This window comes from Blastomonas sp. RAC04 (genome assembly GCF_001713435.1).
Lineage (GTDB): Bacteria > Pseudomonadota > Alphaproteobacteria > Sphingomonadales > Sphingomonadaceae > Blastomonas > Blastomonas fulva.
The window spans coordinates 3,396,336-3,411,830 of sequence record NZ_CP016460.1; the positions used below are offsets into that span (position 1 = coordinate 3,396,336).

At 67.4% G+C, this 15,495-nt stretch carries 6 protein-coding genes; 2 read left to right on the forward strand and 4 right to left on the reverse strand.

Annotated features, from left to right (window positions below):
* Positions 1-55: 55 nt before the first annotated feature.
* From BSY18_RS16865 to BSY18_RS21080, 4 genes are all read right to left on the reverse strand, one after another.
* On the reverse strand, positions 56-3,154 hold the full coding sequence (locus BSY18_RS16865) for a CHAT domain-containing protein (RefSeq protein ID WP_083231533.1): 3,099 nt from the start codon (positions 3,152-3,154) through the stop codon (positions 56-58).
* On the reverse strand, positions 3,151-11,286 hold the full coding sequence (locus BSY18_RS21570; protein WP_069051260.1) for an S-layer family protein: 8,136 nt from the start codon (positions 11,284-11,286) through the stop codon (positions 3,151-3,153). Before BSY18_RS21570 ends, BSY18_RS16865 begins: the two co-directional genes overlap by 4 nt.
* Positions 11,286-11,945, reverse strand: a complete 660-nt coding sequence (locus BSY18_RS21075) for a ShlB/FhaC/HecB family hemolysin secretion/activation protein (RefSeq protein ID WP_150126315.1) — start codon at positions 11,943-11,945, stop codon at positions 11,286-11,288. The genes BSY18_RS21570 and BSY18_RS21075 overlap by 1 nt, the downstream gene beginning before the upstream one ends.
* A gap of 87 nt (positions 11,946-12,032) precedes the next feature.
* Positions 12,033-13,046 carry a ShlB/FhaC/HecB family hemolysin secretion/activation protein gene (locus BSY18_RS21080; RefSeq protein WP_171900263.1) on the reverse strand — a complete coding sequence of 338 codons (1,014 nt, stop codon included), beginning with the start codon at positions 13,044-13,046 and terminating at the stop codon, positions 12,033-12,035.
* 375 nt (positions 13,047-13,421) lie between these two features.
* On the opposite strand from BSY18_RS21080, the gene hisC reads away from it, so the two are divergent.
* Together hisC and BSY18_RS16885 are read left to right on the forward strand one after the other, a co-directional pair.
* Positions 13,422-14,522, forward strand: a complete 1,101-nt coding sequence (hisC, locus tag BSY18_RS16880) for a histidinol-phosphate transaminase (protein WP_069051261.1) — start codon at positions 13,422-13,424, stop codon at positions 14,520-14,522.
* Complete coding sequence (locus tag BSY18_RS16885; RefSeq protein WP_069051262.1) at positions 14,519-15,430, forward strand: prephenate/arogenate dehydrogenase family protein; 912 nt, start codon at positions 14,519-14,521, stop codon at positions 15,428-15,430. The genes hisC and BSY18_RS16885 overlap by 4 nt, the downstream gene beginning before the upstream one ends.
* Positions 15,431-15,495 lie beyond the last annotated feature (65 nt).

A 15,495-nucleotide genomic window follows, 5' to 3' on the forward strand; every position in this document is an offset into this window, starting at 1 on the left:
GCCCCTCTTGACCAGTATCGGCGTCCTCGGCCCGGCGCGGCCGGTCAAGCCGCGCTTATTGGACGAGCGGCTTGGTGCCGTCTCCCAGCAGGATGAACGCCGCCCAGTAATAGGGATGCGATGTCAGCGGATCGTCCATGGCTGCGCGCTGCGCCTGTGCCAGCGACGCGTTCATCGCGGTACCGGGGCTGGCCTTGAACAGCGCGGAGATCAGGTTCTCGGTCGCGTTGAAATCGTCGGGCACCGGCCAGTGGCTGGCGAGCACCGATCGCGCGCCCGCGCCGACAAAGGCGCGCACCAGACCATCGAGGGCAAAGTTGCCCCCAGTCTCGATTCCCGCCTCGCGCGAGGCCGAAACGGTGGCGAGCCCTGCGGTGTCGCACGCCGAGAGGATCACCAGATCGGCATCGAGCTTGAGATCGAAGATTTCCTTGAAGCTCAGCAGCCCGTCGGAGCTGCCATCGCCGAACGAGGTGATCAGCGCCGGGCGGGCGGGGCATTCGGGGCGCGGCGCGGTGACCAGGCCGTGTGTGGCAAAGTGCAGGATGCGATAATCATCCAGGTCGCTGCGGCCGAGCAATGCGGTGTCGCTGAACGCCGATTGCGTCAGCACATTCGCGCGGCCTGCGCCCAGCACGCTCTGCGCGAGCTTGAGCTCTGCCGGTGAGATCGGGTCGAGCCAGGTGTTGATAGGCCATTCGCAGTCCGCCGCGCGGGTGTCCGAAGCCAGCGTGATCCGCTCGGGCGGAGCTGCGTTTTGGCCCAGACCCAGATAGGCCTGCTTGCCGCGTGCGGGCGCGATGGTCCGCACATCGGCGAAGGAGCGCGGCGACACCGCGATCGAAAAGCGCCGGTCGCGCCCGAACCAGGCGATGCCGGTAAAGTCGAACGGGTCGGCATCGATCGCCGCAGTGCGTTCCAGATAGGCATCGACGCCCTTCTGGTCCTCGACCAGCAGGCCGGGCGGCAGCTGCAGCAGCGCGCCATCGGGTTCGTAGACAAGGTGCTCGATCCCGGCGAGGTCCTGCTGCAGCCCGGGGAACAGCGCATCGTAAAGCGCCTTGGCCTCGACCACGTCGAAGGGATAATTGGTCGGCTGGCCGTTTTCGATCACCACGATCGAATCGCGCAGCTTGGCCACGGTCTTGTCCAGATCGGCGCGGGTCAGCTTGATGCTGACCGTGCGCACCCGGTCGGTGGTGATCAGCTGGCCATAAACCTGGCTGCCGACGAAGCTGACCTTGTAATAGCCCTCTTTGGGCCCCAGCAGCTTCTGCAGCTCGGCCAGCGTCACCGAAGTGGGCGACAGCACGCGATACTGCGAATACTGGCCCAGCTTCGATTGCAGCGCTGTCTGCTCGTTCTGCTGGTTGGTCAGCGATTCGCGGGCCAGCGCCAGCGTCGCAAGATCGTCCGCGGTGGGCGCCGGCAGGGCCTCGAGCCGCTGGATCTCGGCGCTGGTACGCGAGATTTCGCGGGTGCGGGTCACCGCCAGGCGGAACAGGGCGGACGCTTCGTCATTGCCCTCGGACAGTTCGCGCGCGAGCACCGCCTGGGTCTGCGCGACGCCGGGACGTTGCAGCAGCTGGCTGGCGGTGAACATGCGCGAGGCGACCGAGGCATCGCCATCGGCGCGGACGGCAAGCTGGGCGAAATACGGGCCCAGCATTTCCTTCATCGTCGCGCGTGCGCTGGGCACGGCCTCGCCCTCGGCGACGATCTCGTCATAGAGCGCGATCGAAGCATCCGCCTCGCCCCGCCGCGCGAGGAACGCGGCCAGCCGCGCCTTGGCGCTGAGCAGGCCGGGCGATTGCGGGTAATCGAGTCGGTAGATCGCCAGTGCTTCGGTCAGTCCTGCGCGCGCGCCGGTCATGTCGCCCTGCGATTCCTGGATCAGTGCGCGCTGGGTCGCGACTTCGGCGCGCAGCCAGCCGGTCGAGCTGATGCGGCCGTTGCGCACCGCCACGATCATGTCGATGCCCTGCTGCAGCGCCGTGAGCGCGGCTGCGCTCTGCCCGGAAAGCCGCAGCGCCGAGCCGCGCAGCAGCAGCGCCTGGCCGTCGAGGATCTGCGCGCGCTCGGTGCCGGTCAGGCTGCTGTCGACCCCGCCCAGCCTTTTGAGGCCCGAGTTTTCGCGGTTGATCTGGTCGGCGAGCATCTTGGTGATCTCGCCCTGCGACAGCCGCGCCTCGCCGATCATCTCGGTGTCGATCGCCACCGGACGGTCAAGAAAGGCGATCGCGGCCGAAGGGTTGCGCTGGTTGATCGCATCGATCGCGCGGAAGTTGCGGATCATCCGCTGCGTGACGCCGTCGCTTGCGGCGACCAGCCGGTCGGCGCGCGCGAACAGCGCGCCTGCTGTGGCGAAATCGCCCATGTTCGATTGCTGCAGCGCCTGGTTGGCGAGGAACTCTGCGGTGCGTTCGGACGAGCCCTTCTCGCGCGCGGCGAGCGTTTCGAAGAATTCGGACGATTCGGCATAGGCGCCGTAATTGTTGCGTACATAGGCCTCGGTGCGCGCCGATTCCTCGTCGAGCGTCCCCGCCTGGATGCGCGCAAAGGCGGCAGGATCGCTGACCGAGGTGGTGGCGACATCGACCGTGCCGGTCACCGGCCGGTCGGTGACCAGCGAGGCCAGCGCCAGCCTGAGCGCGGAATCATAGCCCGAAAGACCCTCGGCGATGTACACGGTCTCGCCGCGCACCGCCGCGTACAGCCGGTAATCCACCGACGCCTTGGGGTCTCGGCATTCGATCACCGTCGCGCCGCCGACATTCTCGACCTCGGTCACCTGCCGTTCGGAGCAGCTGAGACGGCTGGCTGCGGCCTGCAGATAGCTTGCCAGCCGGTCGCCCTCGCCGCCGCGCAGCGCATAGAGCGAACCCACCGGGCTGGCGGCATCGCGGCACACCACGCGATAGCCGCGATCGAACATGCTGGTCAGCGCCGCATCGGTCGGGCGGTATTGCGCGGTGCACAGCACGCCTGCCGATCCGACGCGGAAGCTGTCGCGCAGCGCGATGGCGTCTTCGCCCTGGGCAGCTGCACTGCCCGGCAGCAGGCCTGCCATCCCCAGGCTGAGCGCCATGACGGCACCGCCCGTGCGCCCCAGCGCGCCTCGCAAGCCACGGGTGAGGGACGGGGTGCGGATCATGGCTGGCCTCCAGTATCGGGCAGGGCATTGGGCAGCGGCTGGTCAAGCTGCAGATTGGGGTTGCCGCCGCTGGTTACCGGCTCGTCGATGATCGGATCGACGCCAAGCCGGCGGGTGTTGACGATGGTGACCGGCGGCATGATCGGGCGGCGCGGTGCGGCATCGCCGCGTGCCGCCTCTTCTGCGGCAGCCTCGGCCTCTTCTTGCTCGCGTTCGGCCTGGCGTTCCTCGGCGGGCCGTGGCGGCGGAGGTCCGGCATGGACCACCACGGTCGGGCCCTGTTCGCTGATGCCGCCGCCGCCGCAGCTGATCGCGCTGAGCAGGCAGCCATTGACGCTGGAGTTGGCGGTGAAGCCGGTGATCGTGCTGGGTCCGTCCTGCCCGGCGGATGACGAGCGCGGGAAGATCAGGTCGCGCACCGAGCTGCCGTTGCGCACGATATCGCCGGTGTCGAGCAGCTGGCCATAGATCACCATGTCGATCAGGCCCGACGAGCTCTGCGAGGACCGGGGGACGATCTCGACGCTGCCCACCCGGCCGAAGAACCCGGCGTTCAGCAGGCTGGTGCCGGTGTTCTGGATCAGCAGCGTGCTGCCGACATTGAACTGCAGCCGCGATGCCTGGATCACCCCGTCTGGCCGCGATGTCGCGATCGGCAGGCTGAGCGCGGTGTCGCGTCCGGTGAAGTTGACGTTGGATGCCAGCTGATCCAGCAGCGACGCGCTGGCGATGTGGATGTTGTTCGCGGTGATCGACAGTACCCCGCCCGGCGAGCTGCCGTTGAGGAAGATGCCGCCGGTGTCGGCGTTGATCTCCACCCGCGCAGCGTTGAGCGCCACGCGGTTGGTCGATGCCATCGAATTGAAGACGGCGTTGCCGTTGACGCGGATGGTGCCAGCCGTGTTGATCGTCAGGCTGCCTTCCGAGCCGTTGAGGTTGACCCCGCTGGCCGCAGCTGATCCGTTCATGGTCAGCGCGCGGATTTCCACGCCGGTGCCGGTCGAGGAGACGTTGGGCGCGTTGATCACGATGTTCTGCGCGCGGATGCGCGAGATCTCGCTGCCGTCGAGCGTGTAGCCACCCTGTTGCGACTGGCTGTCGCCGCTGCCGCCGATGATCACCGCTCCGCTGCGGTTGGCGGTCAGCGTGATCGTGCCGGTGCTGGCGTTGCCAAGACCGCCGTTCTGCGAAAAGGCGATGTCGCCCGAGCTGATCGCAATGGTGGGCGCGACCGCCAGCCCGCCGAAGACGGCAGTGCCGCCGACGTCGAGGCTGATCCGCGTGCCCGCCGTGATCGAGCTGCTGGCCGAGAAGCTGCCGGTGGAGGCGGAGAGCAGCGTGCCGGTGGTGACCGGTGCGCCGATCGAGACGCTGCCCCCGACGCGGACCGGCGTTGCCGCCAGCAGCGCGCCCAGGTCGATCGTCGAGATCAGTCCGGTCGGCGAGATCGCCGAGCTGTTGGCGATCAGCGTCGTGCCTGTGGTGCCCGTGCCGATTGCACCGGTGTTGACCGATTGGGCTGCGAGCAGCACCGCCGAGGTGCCGGTGGTGATGTTGCCGGTGTTGAGATTGCCCGTCATCGCCGCGGCCAGGATGGCGTTGGTCGCCTGCAGGGCGCCGGTGGTGACAGATCCGCCGCGCACGCGGATCTCGTTGGTCGACGTGATCGCGCCGGTGGTCAGTCCCTGCGTGCTGCGCAGGAAGGCGCTGCCGCCTGCGGTGATCGCGCCGGTGGTGATGCTGGCCGCGTTGCCGACATTGCCCTGGCCATCATCCGACCCGATGCCCACCGAGCCGAAGCTGTTGACGGTACCGGTGGTGATCGCGCCATTGGCGCCCAGGCCGATGCTGAAGCCGCTGGTCGGCGCAACGCCGGGACCGGTGGTGCGCAGATTGCCCAGCTGCATGTTGCCGCCGACGATCGTGCCGATCCAGCTGCCCGCGGTGATATCCCCGCCGGTCACCGATCCGGTGGCCGAGAACTGGGTGTTGGCCGACGAGGTCAGCGTGCCGAAGGTGAGATTGCCTGCAGTCGCCCCCATCGCGATGGCGCCCGCCGTGCTGGTGACGTTGGTGAGCGCAATTGCGGTGCCGCCAATGTTCACCGTGCCGCCGGTGATCGCTCCGGTGGAGGTGAACGTGCTCGCACGCGACCGCAGCTGCGCCGCGCCCGTGGTGGTGACCCCGCCAATGCTGACCGCCCCCTGGCCATCGACACCAACCTGGCTGCCCGCCAGCGTGCCGGTTGTGATCAGCCCGGTGGTGGTCTGCAGCGACACAGGGCCACCTGTGACGATGTTGCCGACGGTCATGTTGCCGTTGGTGGCGTTGAGGACCGTGCCCTGGGTGGAGTTGATCGCCTGCGCAGTGATGCTGCCGGCGGTGATGGCGACGCGTCCGCCGGTGGCGGTGATCGCTCCGGTGGTCGAGAACGCGGTGCCGACGCCGGCCAGCAGATTGCCGGTCTGGATGGGGCCGTTGACCGTCAGGCTGCCGGTGGTGCGCACCGGCGTCACGCCAAACAGCGGCGCGGGATTGAAATCTGCGCCGAGCAGCGACACCATTGAAATGTTGCCGACATAGAAATAGTTGGCTGCGCCCGTTCCGCCAGTGACTGGACCGTTGAACAGGATGTTGCCGTTGCCGAGGGCGATGATGTTCTCGCCGCTCGTCAGGGAACCGGTAGTGATGGTGCCTGGAGCCACCAATCCGATGTTGCGCGCTCCTGTCAGGTTTCCGACCTGGATCGAGCCGGTCCGGGAAAGCAGGCCGACGCTGTAGCTTGTTGTCGGCACAGCCCCTGCAGCGTTGACATTGCCGCCGGTAATGTTGCCCGTTGCTTCGATGGCAAATTCAAGACCGGTGACGGCGTTGCCGAATTGGACACTTCCCGCAGCTTCGATCTCGGTTTCGGCACCCGACTGGATGTTGCCCAGCGCCATGTTGCCAGCGCGGGTATCCAGCACGATATAGGTTCCGGCCGCGAGGTTGCCGATGGTCAGGTTGCCCGAATTGACCAGCAGATCGATATGGCCGGTGCCGGATGTCGCGGTGGTCAGCGTCAGGCCGTTCGCTGCGGTCATCGCAATGAAGTTGGCCGCACTGATAACCCCTGCATTGATCGAGCCGCTGGTCGAAGTGAGGTTGATGTGGTTGCCAGATGTGAGGTTGCCAAGCTGCAGGGAAGTGCCCTGGATGCCGATCACGCCGCCGGCATTGATGTTGCGCAGGTTGATCGCGCCGTTGCTCACCGCTGTCAGACTGCCAGGTGTCGCGAAATTGGCCGTGACGACGATGCTGCCGACCGACTGCAGGCTGATCGCATTCGCCGTGATCGTGCCGATGTTGGTGGGTGTGGGCAGCACGGTATCGGCGATAAAGGTGCCCGCGCTCAGACCCACCGCGCTGGCATTGAGCGAGGCGTTGCCGATCAGCACCGAGAGCGAATTGGGCGTCAGATAGGTGAAGCTGTTGCCCGCGTTGAACGTGCCGTCGCTGATCCGGATCGAGTCTTCAAGCTGCAGCAGCGGATCGGGAAGATCGCCGCCGACATTGATTACGAAGCTGGTCACCGTAGCGTCGGCATTGCGCAGCTCGACATTGTTGCCGGTGGAATAATAGCCCAGGCCCCCCACCGCACCGGCGCCGCCGATGCCGGTGGAAATGCCGAGGACGTTGCCCGCCTGCAGCAGACCGCGATTGGCCGGTATCTGGAACCGGTCGGTGATCGCAAAGCCCAGGCCGCCGCCAGTGCCGTTGCCACCATTGCCGCCGACCGCGCCCGCGCCGCCCGTGCCGCCAGCGCCGCCGACCACCATCGTGATATCGTCCGCAGTCACCCGCGATCCGCGCACGATCAGGATATTGTCGCCGCCAAAGCCTGCCCCGCCATTGCCGCCATTGCCGCTTCCGGTCGAGCCCAAGCCGCCATTGCCGCCTGCGCCGCCAAAGCCCTGCGCCGCCGATGAGACATTGCCGATATCCGCAAAGCCGACATTGACGGTCAGCGCTCCGGTGCCGCTCTGGGTGCCGAAATCGACCCGGCCGCCGATACCCGCTCCGCCTGCGCCGCCATTGCCGCCCCGGCCCGCGCTGCCTGCGCCGCCAAGCCCGCCCGCACCGCCGATGCCGTCGGCGCTGAGCTGGACGTCAAGAACATCGAGCTGTCCGTTGCCCGCCGTGCCGAGCATCTGGATGGTGCCGCCGGTGCCGATGCCGCCATTGCCGCCGGTGCCGCCGGTCGGTCCGGTGGTGCCTGCGCCGCCCGCGCCGCCGAAGCCTGCGGTGTTGATCAGCACATTGTCGAAATCGACCAGCCCGGTCACCGGGCCGCTGCCCGCGATCAGCGATGCGCCGCCGCCGGTGCCGTTGCCGCCGTTGCCGCCCGCAGACCCGTTGCCGCCCGCACCGACCGCGCTGAGCAGGATGTCCGCGCCGCGCAGTGTTGCACCGTTGACGCCCGAGCGCGCCTGACCGCCCACGCCGTTGCCGCCATTGCCCGCGACAAAGGCGGTTCCGCCAAAGCCGTTGGCCGACAGGCTGGCGTTGCCGCCGATCGTCACGGTACCGACGATGCCCAAAGTGCCGAACTCGGCCAGGCCGCCGGTGCCGACGCCCCCGGTGCCGACATTGGCATTGCCGCCGACGCCGTTGACCTGCTGGGTCAACGCGCCCGTGGCGCTGGCGGTGCCGCCGCCGGTGCCGAACACCACCATCAGCGTGCGTCCGCCGGTGGCCGCGCCGCCGATTCCCGAAACGGTCGAATCGCCGCCGGTGGCCGAGGCATCGAGTACGACGTCGCCGTTGATCTGCAACAGGCCCGATTGCGCGGTTGCGGATGCGCCGCCGCCGGTCGCCAGCCCGATCACGCCCGTTCCGCTGGAACCGCCGGCCGCGCTCGCATCGGCAAAGACGCTGCCGTTGACGGTGACAGAGCTGCCCGCGGTCTGCGCCTGGATGACGGCGTTGCCGCCGGTGGCGGTGCCGGTGTTGCCGGTTCCGCCCGCGCTGCTGCCCGCGCCTCCGAAGGCCGCCATGAACACGCTGTTGCCCAGCGTGATGCGGCCGTCACCCAGCGAAAGAATGCTGGCATTGCCGCCCTGGGCTGCGCCGCCTGCCGCATTGCTGGCGCCGTTGCCGCCAAAGGCCGAGGCGCTGAGGAAGCTGCTGCGGGTGACGTTGACCCGGCCGCTCTGCGCAAATAGCTGCGCGGTGCCGCCAGTTGCTGCCCCGCCCGAGCCGGTAGTGCCGAAGCCGTCGCCGCCCTCGCCATTGGCTGCGATATCCGCGATGCCTGCGATCTGGATCAGCGCGGTCGATGTGACGGTGCCGATCAGCGCCTGGCCGCCGATGCCGGTTCCGCCCGAACCGGAGCTTACGGAATCGCCGCCAAGGCCGGACGCCCGGGCGATGCCATCGCCGCCGATGGTCAGCGTGCCGACTGCCGCGCCCAGATTGGCGAGCCCGCCGGTGCCGTTGCCGCCGCGGGTTCCGCCCAGATTGTTGCCGCCAAAGCCGCTCGCATCCACTGTCGCGTTGCCGGTGATGGTGACGTTGAAATCGTTGACCACGATGCGCGCGTCGCCGCCCACGCCATTGCCCGCAATCCCGTCGCCGCCGCCCTGGTTTGCATCGCCGGTGCCGGTCGCGGTCACATTGGCGTTGCCGTTGATGGTGATCTGGCCCAGCGTGTTCTGCGAGATCGAGGCGTTGCCGCCGGTGCCGTTGCCGCCATCGATTCCCGACAGCGCCGATCCGAACACCGCGCCATTGGCCGAGACCGTGACATCGCCGGTGATGTTGACCACGCCGCCGGTGAGCGCGATCAGCTGTGCGATCGCGCCGCCGGTGCCGTTGCCGGACGATCCCGTGCCCGGGGTGCTCGCGGTGCCGCCCAGGCCCGAGCTGTCCACGGTCAGACCGTTGAGCAGGTTGAGCTGCCCTCCATTCTGGACGATGACCTGCGCGTTGCCGCCCTGCCCGTTGCCGCCAAAGGTCGCCATGCCGCCGATGCCGAAGGATTCGACCTGCGTGGTGCCGGAAATCGTGAGATTGCCGCCCGCGGCGTTCTGGAAGATGATCGCGCCGCCGCCGGTGGCATTGCCGCCCAGATTGCCGGTGTGTGCGCCGATGCCGCCATTCGCGCTGGCACGCAAAATCGCATCCGCGCCGACATTGATCAGCCCGCCGGTGCCTCCCATGCTGAGACTGGCGGTGCCGCCGGTGGCAGCGCCGCCCGCAGCGCCCGAGGTCACGCCTGCCGTTCCGCCGAAGCCGAAGGCCAGCAGCGACAGGTCGCTCAGGAAATCGAGCGTGCTTGCGCCTTCGGTGCTGACGAAAATTTGTCCGCCCAGGCCAGCGCCGCCGTTGCCGGTATTGGCGCCACTGCCGCCAAAGCCGGTGACATCGGCCAGAAACGCGTCGCCAAAGCGCATCAGATGGCCAGAGCCCTGCGCGAAGACGTCGATCCGTCCGCCGAAGCCGGCGCCGCCCGTACCGCTTGCCGATCCCGCATCGTCAAGGCCCAGACCCTGGGCGAACAGTTCGGTGCCCCCGTCCACCAGCAGCGTTCCGCCGCTGCCCAGCGTAAAGACGCCGATGCTGCCGCCGCGGCCGAAGTTGCTGCCAACCCCGGTGGTTTCGGTCTGGCCGGAGAAACCGGACGCATCCGCACGCAGATTGCCCGCAATCGCGATCAGCCCGCCATCATTGGCCAGAATCTCGATCACGCCGCCGGTGCCGCTGCCTACCGTGCCGCTGGTCGAGTTGGAGCCGCCGATGCCGACCGCATCCAGATTGGCATTGCCCGAAAGGCTGATCACGCCGCCGTTGTTCGCACGCAGACGCACGGTTCCGGCCTGCGCATTGGCTCCTTGGACCAAGCGGAAATCGTTGGCAGACAGCGTCAGGTTGCCGCCGACGTTGATCGAGGCACTGGCGCCATCGGCGTTCAGGACGGCCGAGTTGGCGCCAAAGGCCTGCACATCGCTGAAGAAATTGAGATCGCCGCTGAGCGACTGGCCCAGGAAGTTGCGCGAGGCCGCAGCGATGAACGACGATGTGATATCTGCCGGCGCGACATTGATGTCCGCCGCCTGCGCCGGATTGACCGCCGCGCTGGTGTCCACGAAATCGCCGAACACGTTATAGCCCGACGACAGGATGATCGAGTTGCCCTGGACATCGGCAGCGCCCGCAATGTCGAATCCCAGCCGGCTGCCGGCGCCGATCGCCATGGTGATGGCATTGTTCTTGGGCACCGCGACCATGTAGATGCGGTGGTTGTCGTTCACGCCGGTGCTCGCCGGGCCGGTGGTCACGCCGCCATGGCCGACCGCAAGACCGCCCGTTCCGTCAGTGCCCGTGGTCACCTGGATATCGAACAGGCCGTTGCCGCCGAAGGTGATGGTGGCAGCCTCTGCGCCGACATACATCGCCGATCCGTTGACGGTGACGTTGCCGCCCTGCAGCACGGTCGGCGCGACCATCGCGATGTAGCTGTTTTCAGAGGTCGCACGGATCTGGGCGCCCGGCTGGACGATCACCGAAGACGGCGATGCAGCCTGGCTGAGGGTGAAGGACCCTGCCGCGTTGATGAAATCGCCATTGCCGTCGCGCACCGGATCGGAACTGGTCAGCAGCAGGCCGCCGACATCGATCACCGCGGTCGAGTTCACGACCACGCCGCCGGGGCTGTAGAACCACACATTGCCGCCGGGCACGAGCCCGGCTGCGGTCTGCAGCTGGCTGATGATGGTGCCGTTGAACTGGACTGCACGGCTGGTGCCGGTGGGGATGATGCGGTTGAGGACGGTGAAGAAGTTCTGCGCGGTGGGGTTGTTGCGGAAGAAGGCGGTACGCCCGCTGGGCAGGAAGTTGATCGGCCCGCCGGTGACTGCGGCGTCGTTGGTGGTCCAGTTGATCACCGCCTGGTTGGTGTCGACGCGGATGGTGTCCGTCCCGGGGGTGCGGACGATGTTAACCCCGCCCGATATAACGGTGGGGTTGCCTTCGAACGCCTGGGCATGCGCCGGTCCAGATGCGCCGAGAGCCAGGCCGGTGGCGAGCGCGAGCGCGGAGGTCGCCTTGGCCAGCGTGATGCGGCGGGCGATCATGGTGCGGTTATCGGCCATCAGCGGGCTCCCCAGGGCAGTAGTAAGGTCGTGAGGGTGAACAGGATGCGTGGATCAGGCGTGTCGACCAGCAGGCCGGACCTTTCGGTGGGCACCGCCACGGTCACGTCCAGCCGGAACCGGTCGTCGAGCCGCGCGCGCACGCCGCCGCCGACCGAGCTCAGCCGCTGCGGATCGCCGGGACGGCCATCGTCCCAGGTCCACGCCACATCCATGAACACAAACGGCTGGAACGAGAAATCGGTCTGCTTGATCGGGGCGATCTGCGGCCCGCGAAACTCGACCGAGAACCCAGCGCCGTCATCGCCGACGATCACGCCGGGATCGTAACCGCGCCCGATGGTGAAGTTGCCGCCCGAAAACTCCTCGAAGCTGAGCACCGGATCGAAGGCGATCTGGCCGCGTCCGCGAACGAACACCGAGAACTGGTCGCCCAGCGCCGCTTCGGCAGCGATTTCGCCGCGGATGAGCGTGGAGGTCGGGTCGCCATCGCCGCGGGTCGTGGGGGTGCGGACCAATGCGCAGACGAAATTGCACGCCTCGCTCGCGCCCAGGATATCGAGCCCCTGGCGCAGCTCGATCTGCCCGCCCAGCCGCCAGCGCGGCGCAGCGCCATTGTCCATGTCAATCGCCTCGCCCGCCAGCTGGGCATAGGCCACGCGGATCCGGTCGCGCGACAGCGGTCCGATGAAATCGATGTCCTGGTTGACGTAATCCAGGCCGATGGTGCTGTAGAGCGATGCAGCCTAGGTGCGCAGCAGCGGATAGCGCGCCTCGATGCTGGCGAGCAAAGTCGTCGCATCGATCGTCGCACCAACGCCTGCGGGCAGGTTGAGCTGCGGCTTGGTCCAGGCATAAGTGAATCGCCCGCCCAGCGTCAGGCCTTCCTTGCCGACCCGGAATTCGTGCCCCGCCTGGACGATCTGCTGCTCGTCGAAGTCGAGCGTCGAATAGGCCGAGATATAGGTGCGATCGCCCATGCCCGTGAGGCCATAGAACTGCGCGCGCAGCTGCGCGCCATAGGGCCCTGCGTCGCGCGCGGCGAGGTTCTGGACGTTGAGGTCGACTTCATACGGCGTGCGCCGCACCGTGACGTCGCCGATCAGCTCGCCGGGGCCGGTGCCCGCAGGCACCAGGGTGAGCCGGATGTCGTATCCTGGCAGGTCACGCGCGAGCAGCAGATAGCGCTCGGCCAGCCGCTGGTTGAACACGGTGCCTTCGGTCAACCGCTCGAGATACCCTGCGACCAGCTTCTCGCCATTGCCGGCATCGCCGCGCACGCGGATCGATGTCAGCTTGGCGTAGAGCACCTCGAACTGGACGATGCCGTTGTCGATGCGCTGGGTGGGAACCTGCACTGCGGCGATATAGCCATCGCGGCGCAGCTTGGTGGCGACCGCGTCGCGGATTTCGCACAGAACCGCGACCGGCTGCTCGGTGCCGATATAGGGCTCATACAGCGGGCGCAGCTCGGCCGGAGCGACGGGCCCCAGGTTGTTGAACCGGGCCTCGGTCAGCGTCAGGCGGACATTGGCATAGGCAGGGTCGGCCAGCGGGCAGGGTGCGCGCTCGATATCGCCTTCGACGGTCAGCCGTGCGGGCCGGTCGGCGCGCTGCTGCACGGGGCGCTCGATTTCCTCGCGGGTGGGGGGAGAAGGGACGTTGATCTGCTGGGCATGGCCCGCGGTCGCGCCGAACAGCCCTGCCACCATGGCAGAGCCCAGAAAAACCTGTTTCGTGCGATTGTTGCGCGTCGCCAAAGTCACCCCCTTTAAGCATTGCGGATGCGGGGAATTTGGCTGGGGCCGCATTACCCTGAACCGAGTAACGGACAGCATAGCGGTTCTTGCGCTTCTGCTATCCAAGGGCGACCTTGGTGAAAGCCTTAACCCAGCCTCAAACTGGGGGCAACCCGCTAATGCGCGTCCGTCCCGAAATTGTCCAAAGTTAACATGGCTTTGGGTTGGGCGTAGGGGCGAGCGTTACATGGCTTGTAACGGGGGGGTAATTTGGCAATCTTTTGAAGGAATTGGCCCCCAGTTGCAGCCACAGCGAGGGGGTGTCGGCTCGGGCGAGGTCCTGCAGCCACGCTCGACGCTTCCCATCCTGGACGACTCACGCTATGCGCGCGGGCCATGACCCGACTTCCCCAGCCCAAAGATTGGATCCAGGCGATCCACGCCTATGTCCCCGGAAAATCGACAGGGGATGACGGTGTTCCTTTGGTCAAGCTGTCCGCTAACGAGAACCCGCTGGGCACCAGCCCGGCGGCGCTGGCAGCGCGCGCGGCAGGCGCGGCGCAGCACCCCTCGCTCTATCCCGATCCCGACAGCACCGCGCTGCGCCAGGCGATCGCTATGCTGCACGGGCTGGACCCCGCGCGGGTGGTGTGCGGCACCGGATCGGACGAATTGCTTAACCTGGCCGCGCAGGCCTATTGCGGGCCGGGGGACGAGGTCGTCCATGTCCGCTACGGATTTTCGGTCTATGACATCGCCGCCCGGCGTTGCGGCGCGACCCCGGTAGTTGCGCCAGACAACTTTTATGCGACCGATGTCGACGCGCTGCTCGCCTGCATCACCGATGCGACCCGCGTGGTGTATCTCGCCAACCCCAACAACCCCACGGGCACGCTGACCTCGCGCGGCGAAATCGCGCGGCTGCACGCGGCGCTGCCGTCGCACGTGCTGCTGGTGCTCGACCAGGCCTATGCCGAATATCTGTCGCCCGAAGAGGATGATCTGGGTCTGGAACTGTCCCGCAACCACGACAACGTGCTGGTGACGCGGACCTTTTCCAAGATCTATGGCCTGGCCGGAGACCGCATCGGCTGGGGCTTCGGGGCGCAGGCGATCATCGACACGCTCAACCGCATCCGCGGCCCGTTCAACGTCACGCTTGGCGGGCAGGCCGCAGCGCTGGCAGCGCTGGGCGATCAGGACTTCGTGGCGCGGTCGCGCGCTCACAACACCCGCTGGCGGCAGTGGCTGGCGGACGAGATCGCGCAGCTGGGCAATCACGGGCTTACCGTCATCCCCAGCCACGCCAACTTTCTGCTGGTGTTGTTCGAAGGCGCGGTCAGCGCCGAGACCGCGTTCAATGCGCTGATGCAGGCGGGCTATATCGTGCGCTGGCCAAAGGGGCAGGGGCTTGGCCATGCGCTGCGGATCACCATCGGGCAGGAGGCGGACATGCGCGCCATCGCCGCCGTGCTGCGCGATCTGGTCAGCGCATGAGCGCTCCTTTCGCCGCCGTTGCCATCGTCGGTCTTGGGCTGATCGGATCGTCGATCACGCGCGCGATCCGCCAGAGCCTGCCCGAAACGCGCATCCTGGGCTATGACCGCAACGCCGAAGTCTGCGCGCGCGCCGAGGCGATCGGGCTGTGCGACAGCTATCACAGCGCGTTCGGAGCGGAGCTGGCCGAGGCCGAGATGGTCATCCTGTGCGTGCCGGTCGGCGCGATGGCTGCTGCTGCCGAGGCGATGGCACCTCATCTGTCCGCGCAGGCGATCATCTCCGATGTCGGCTCGTGCAAGGCGAGCGTGCTCACCGCGCTGCGCGGCGCGCTGCCCAACGCGATCATCGTGCCCGCGCACCCGGTGGCGGGGACCGAGAACAGCGGGCCGGAAGCGGGGTTCGCCAGCCTGTTCAAGGGGCGCTGGTGCATCCTGACGCCAGATGCCGACGCGGACGAAGGCGCGTGTGCGCGCGTCGCGGGCTTCTGGCAGGCGCTGGGGGCGAATGTCGAGACGATGGACGCGGCGCATCACGATCTGGTGCTCGCGGTGACCAGCCATCTGCCGCACCTTATCGCCTACACCATCGTCGGCACCGCCAGCGATCTGGAGGGCGTGACGCAGAGCGAGGTGATCAAATATTCGGCAGGCGGCTTTCGCGACTTCACCCGCATCGCCGCCAGCGATCCGGTAATGTGGCGCGACGTGTTCCTGTCGAACAAGGACGCGGTGCTCGAAATGCTCCAGCGCTTCTCCGAGGACCTCTCGGCGCTGCAACGCGCGATCCGCTGGGACAAGGGCGACGAGCTCGAAGAACTCTTCACCCGCACCCGCACCATCCGTCGCTCGATCATCGAGCAGGGCCAGGATGATGCAAAGCCCGACTTCGGACGCGAGCATCAATAGCGGATATCAGACCCGATCGATCTAAATCCGCTCAGCCTGAGCTTGTCGAAGGCCCCGCTATTCGG

What these genes read in the sequence shown, in the direction of transcription:
- hisC (WP_069051261.1), top strand. Translation starts at nt 13,422, where the DNA reads ATGACCCGACTTCCCCAGCCCAAAGATTGGATCCAGGCGATCCACGCC.
- BSY18_RS16865 (WP_083231533.1), bottom strand. Translation starts at nt 3,154, where the DNA reads ATGATCCGCACCCCGTCCCTCACCCGTGGCTTGCGAGGCGCGCTGGGG.
- BSY18_RS16885 (WP_069051262.1), top strand. Translation starts at nt 14,519, where the DNA reads ATGAGCGCTCCTTTCGCCGCCGTTGCCATCGTCGGTCTTGGGCTGATC.
- BSY18_RS21570 (WP_069051260.1), bottom strand. Translation starts at nt 11,286, where the DNA reads ATGGCCGATAACCGCACCATGATCGCCCGCCGCATCACGCTGGCCAAG.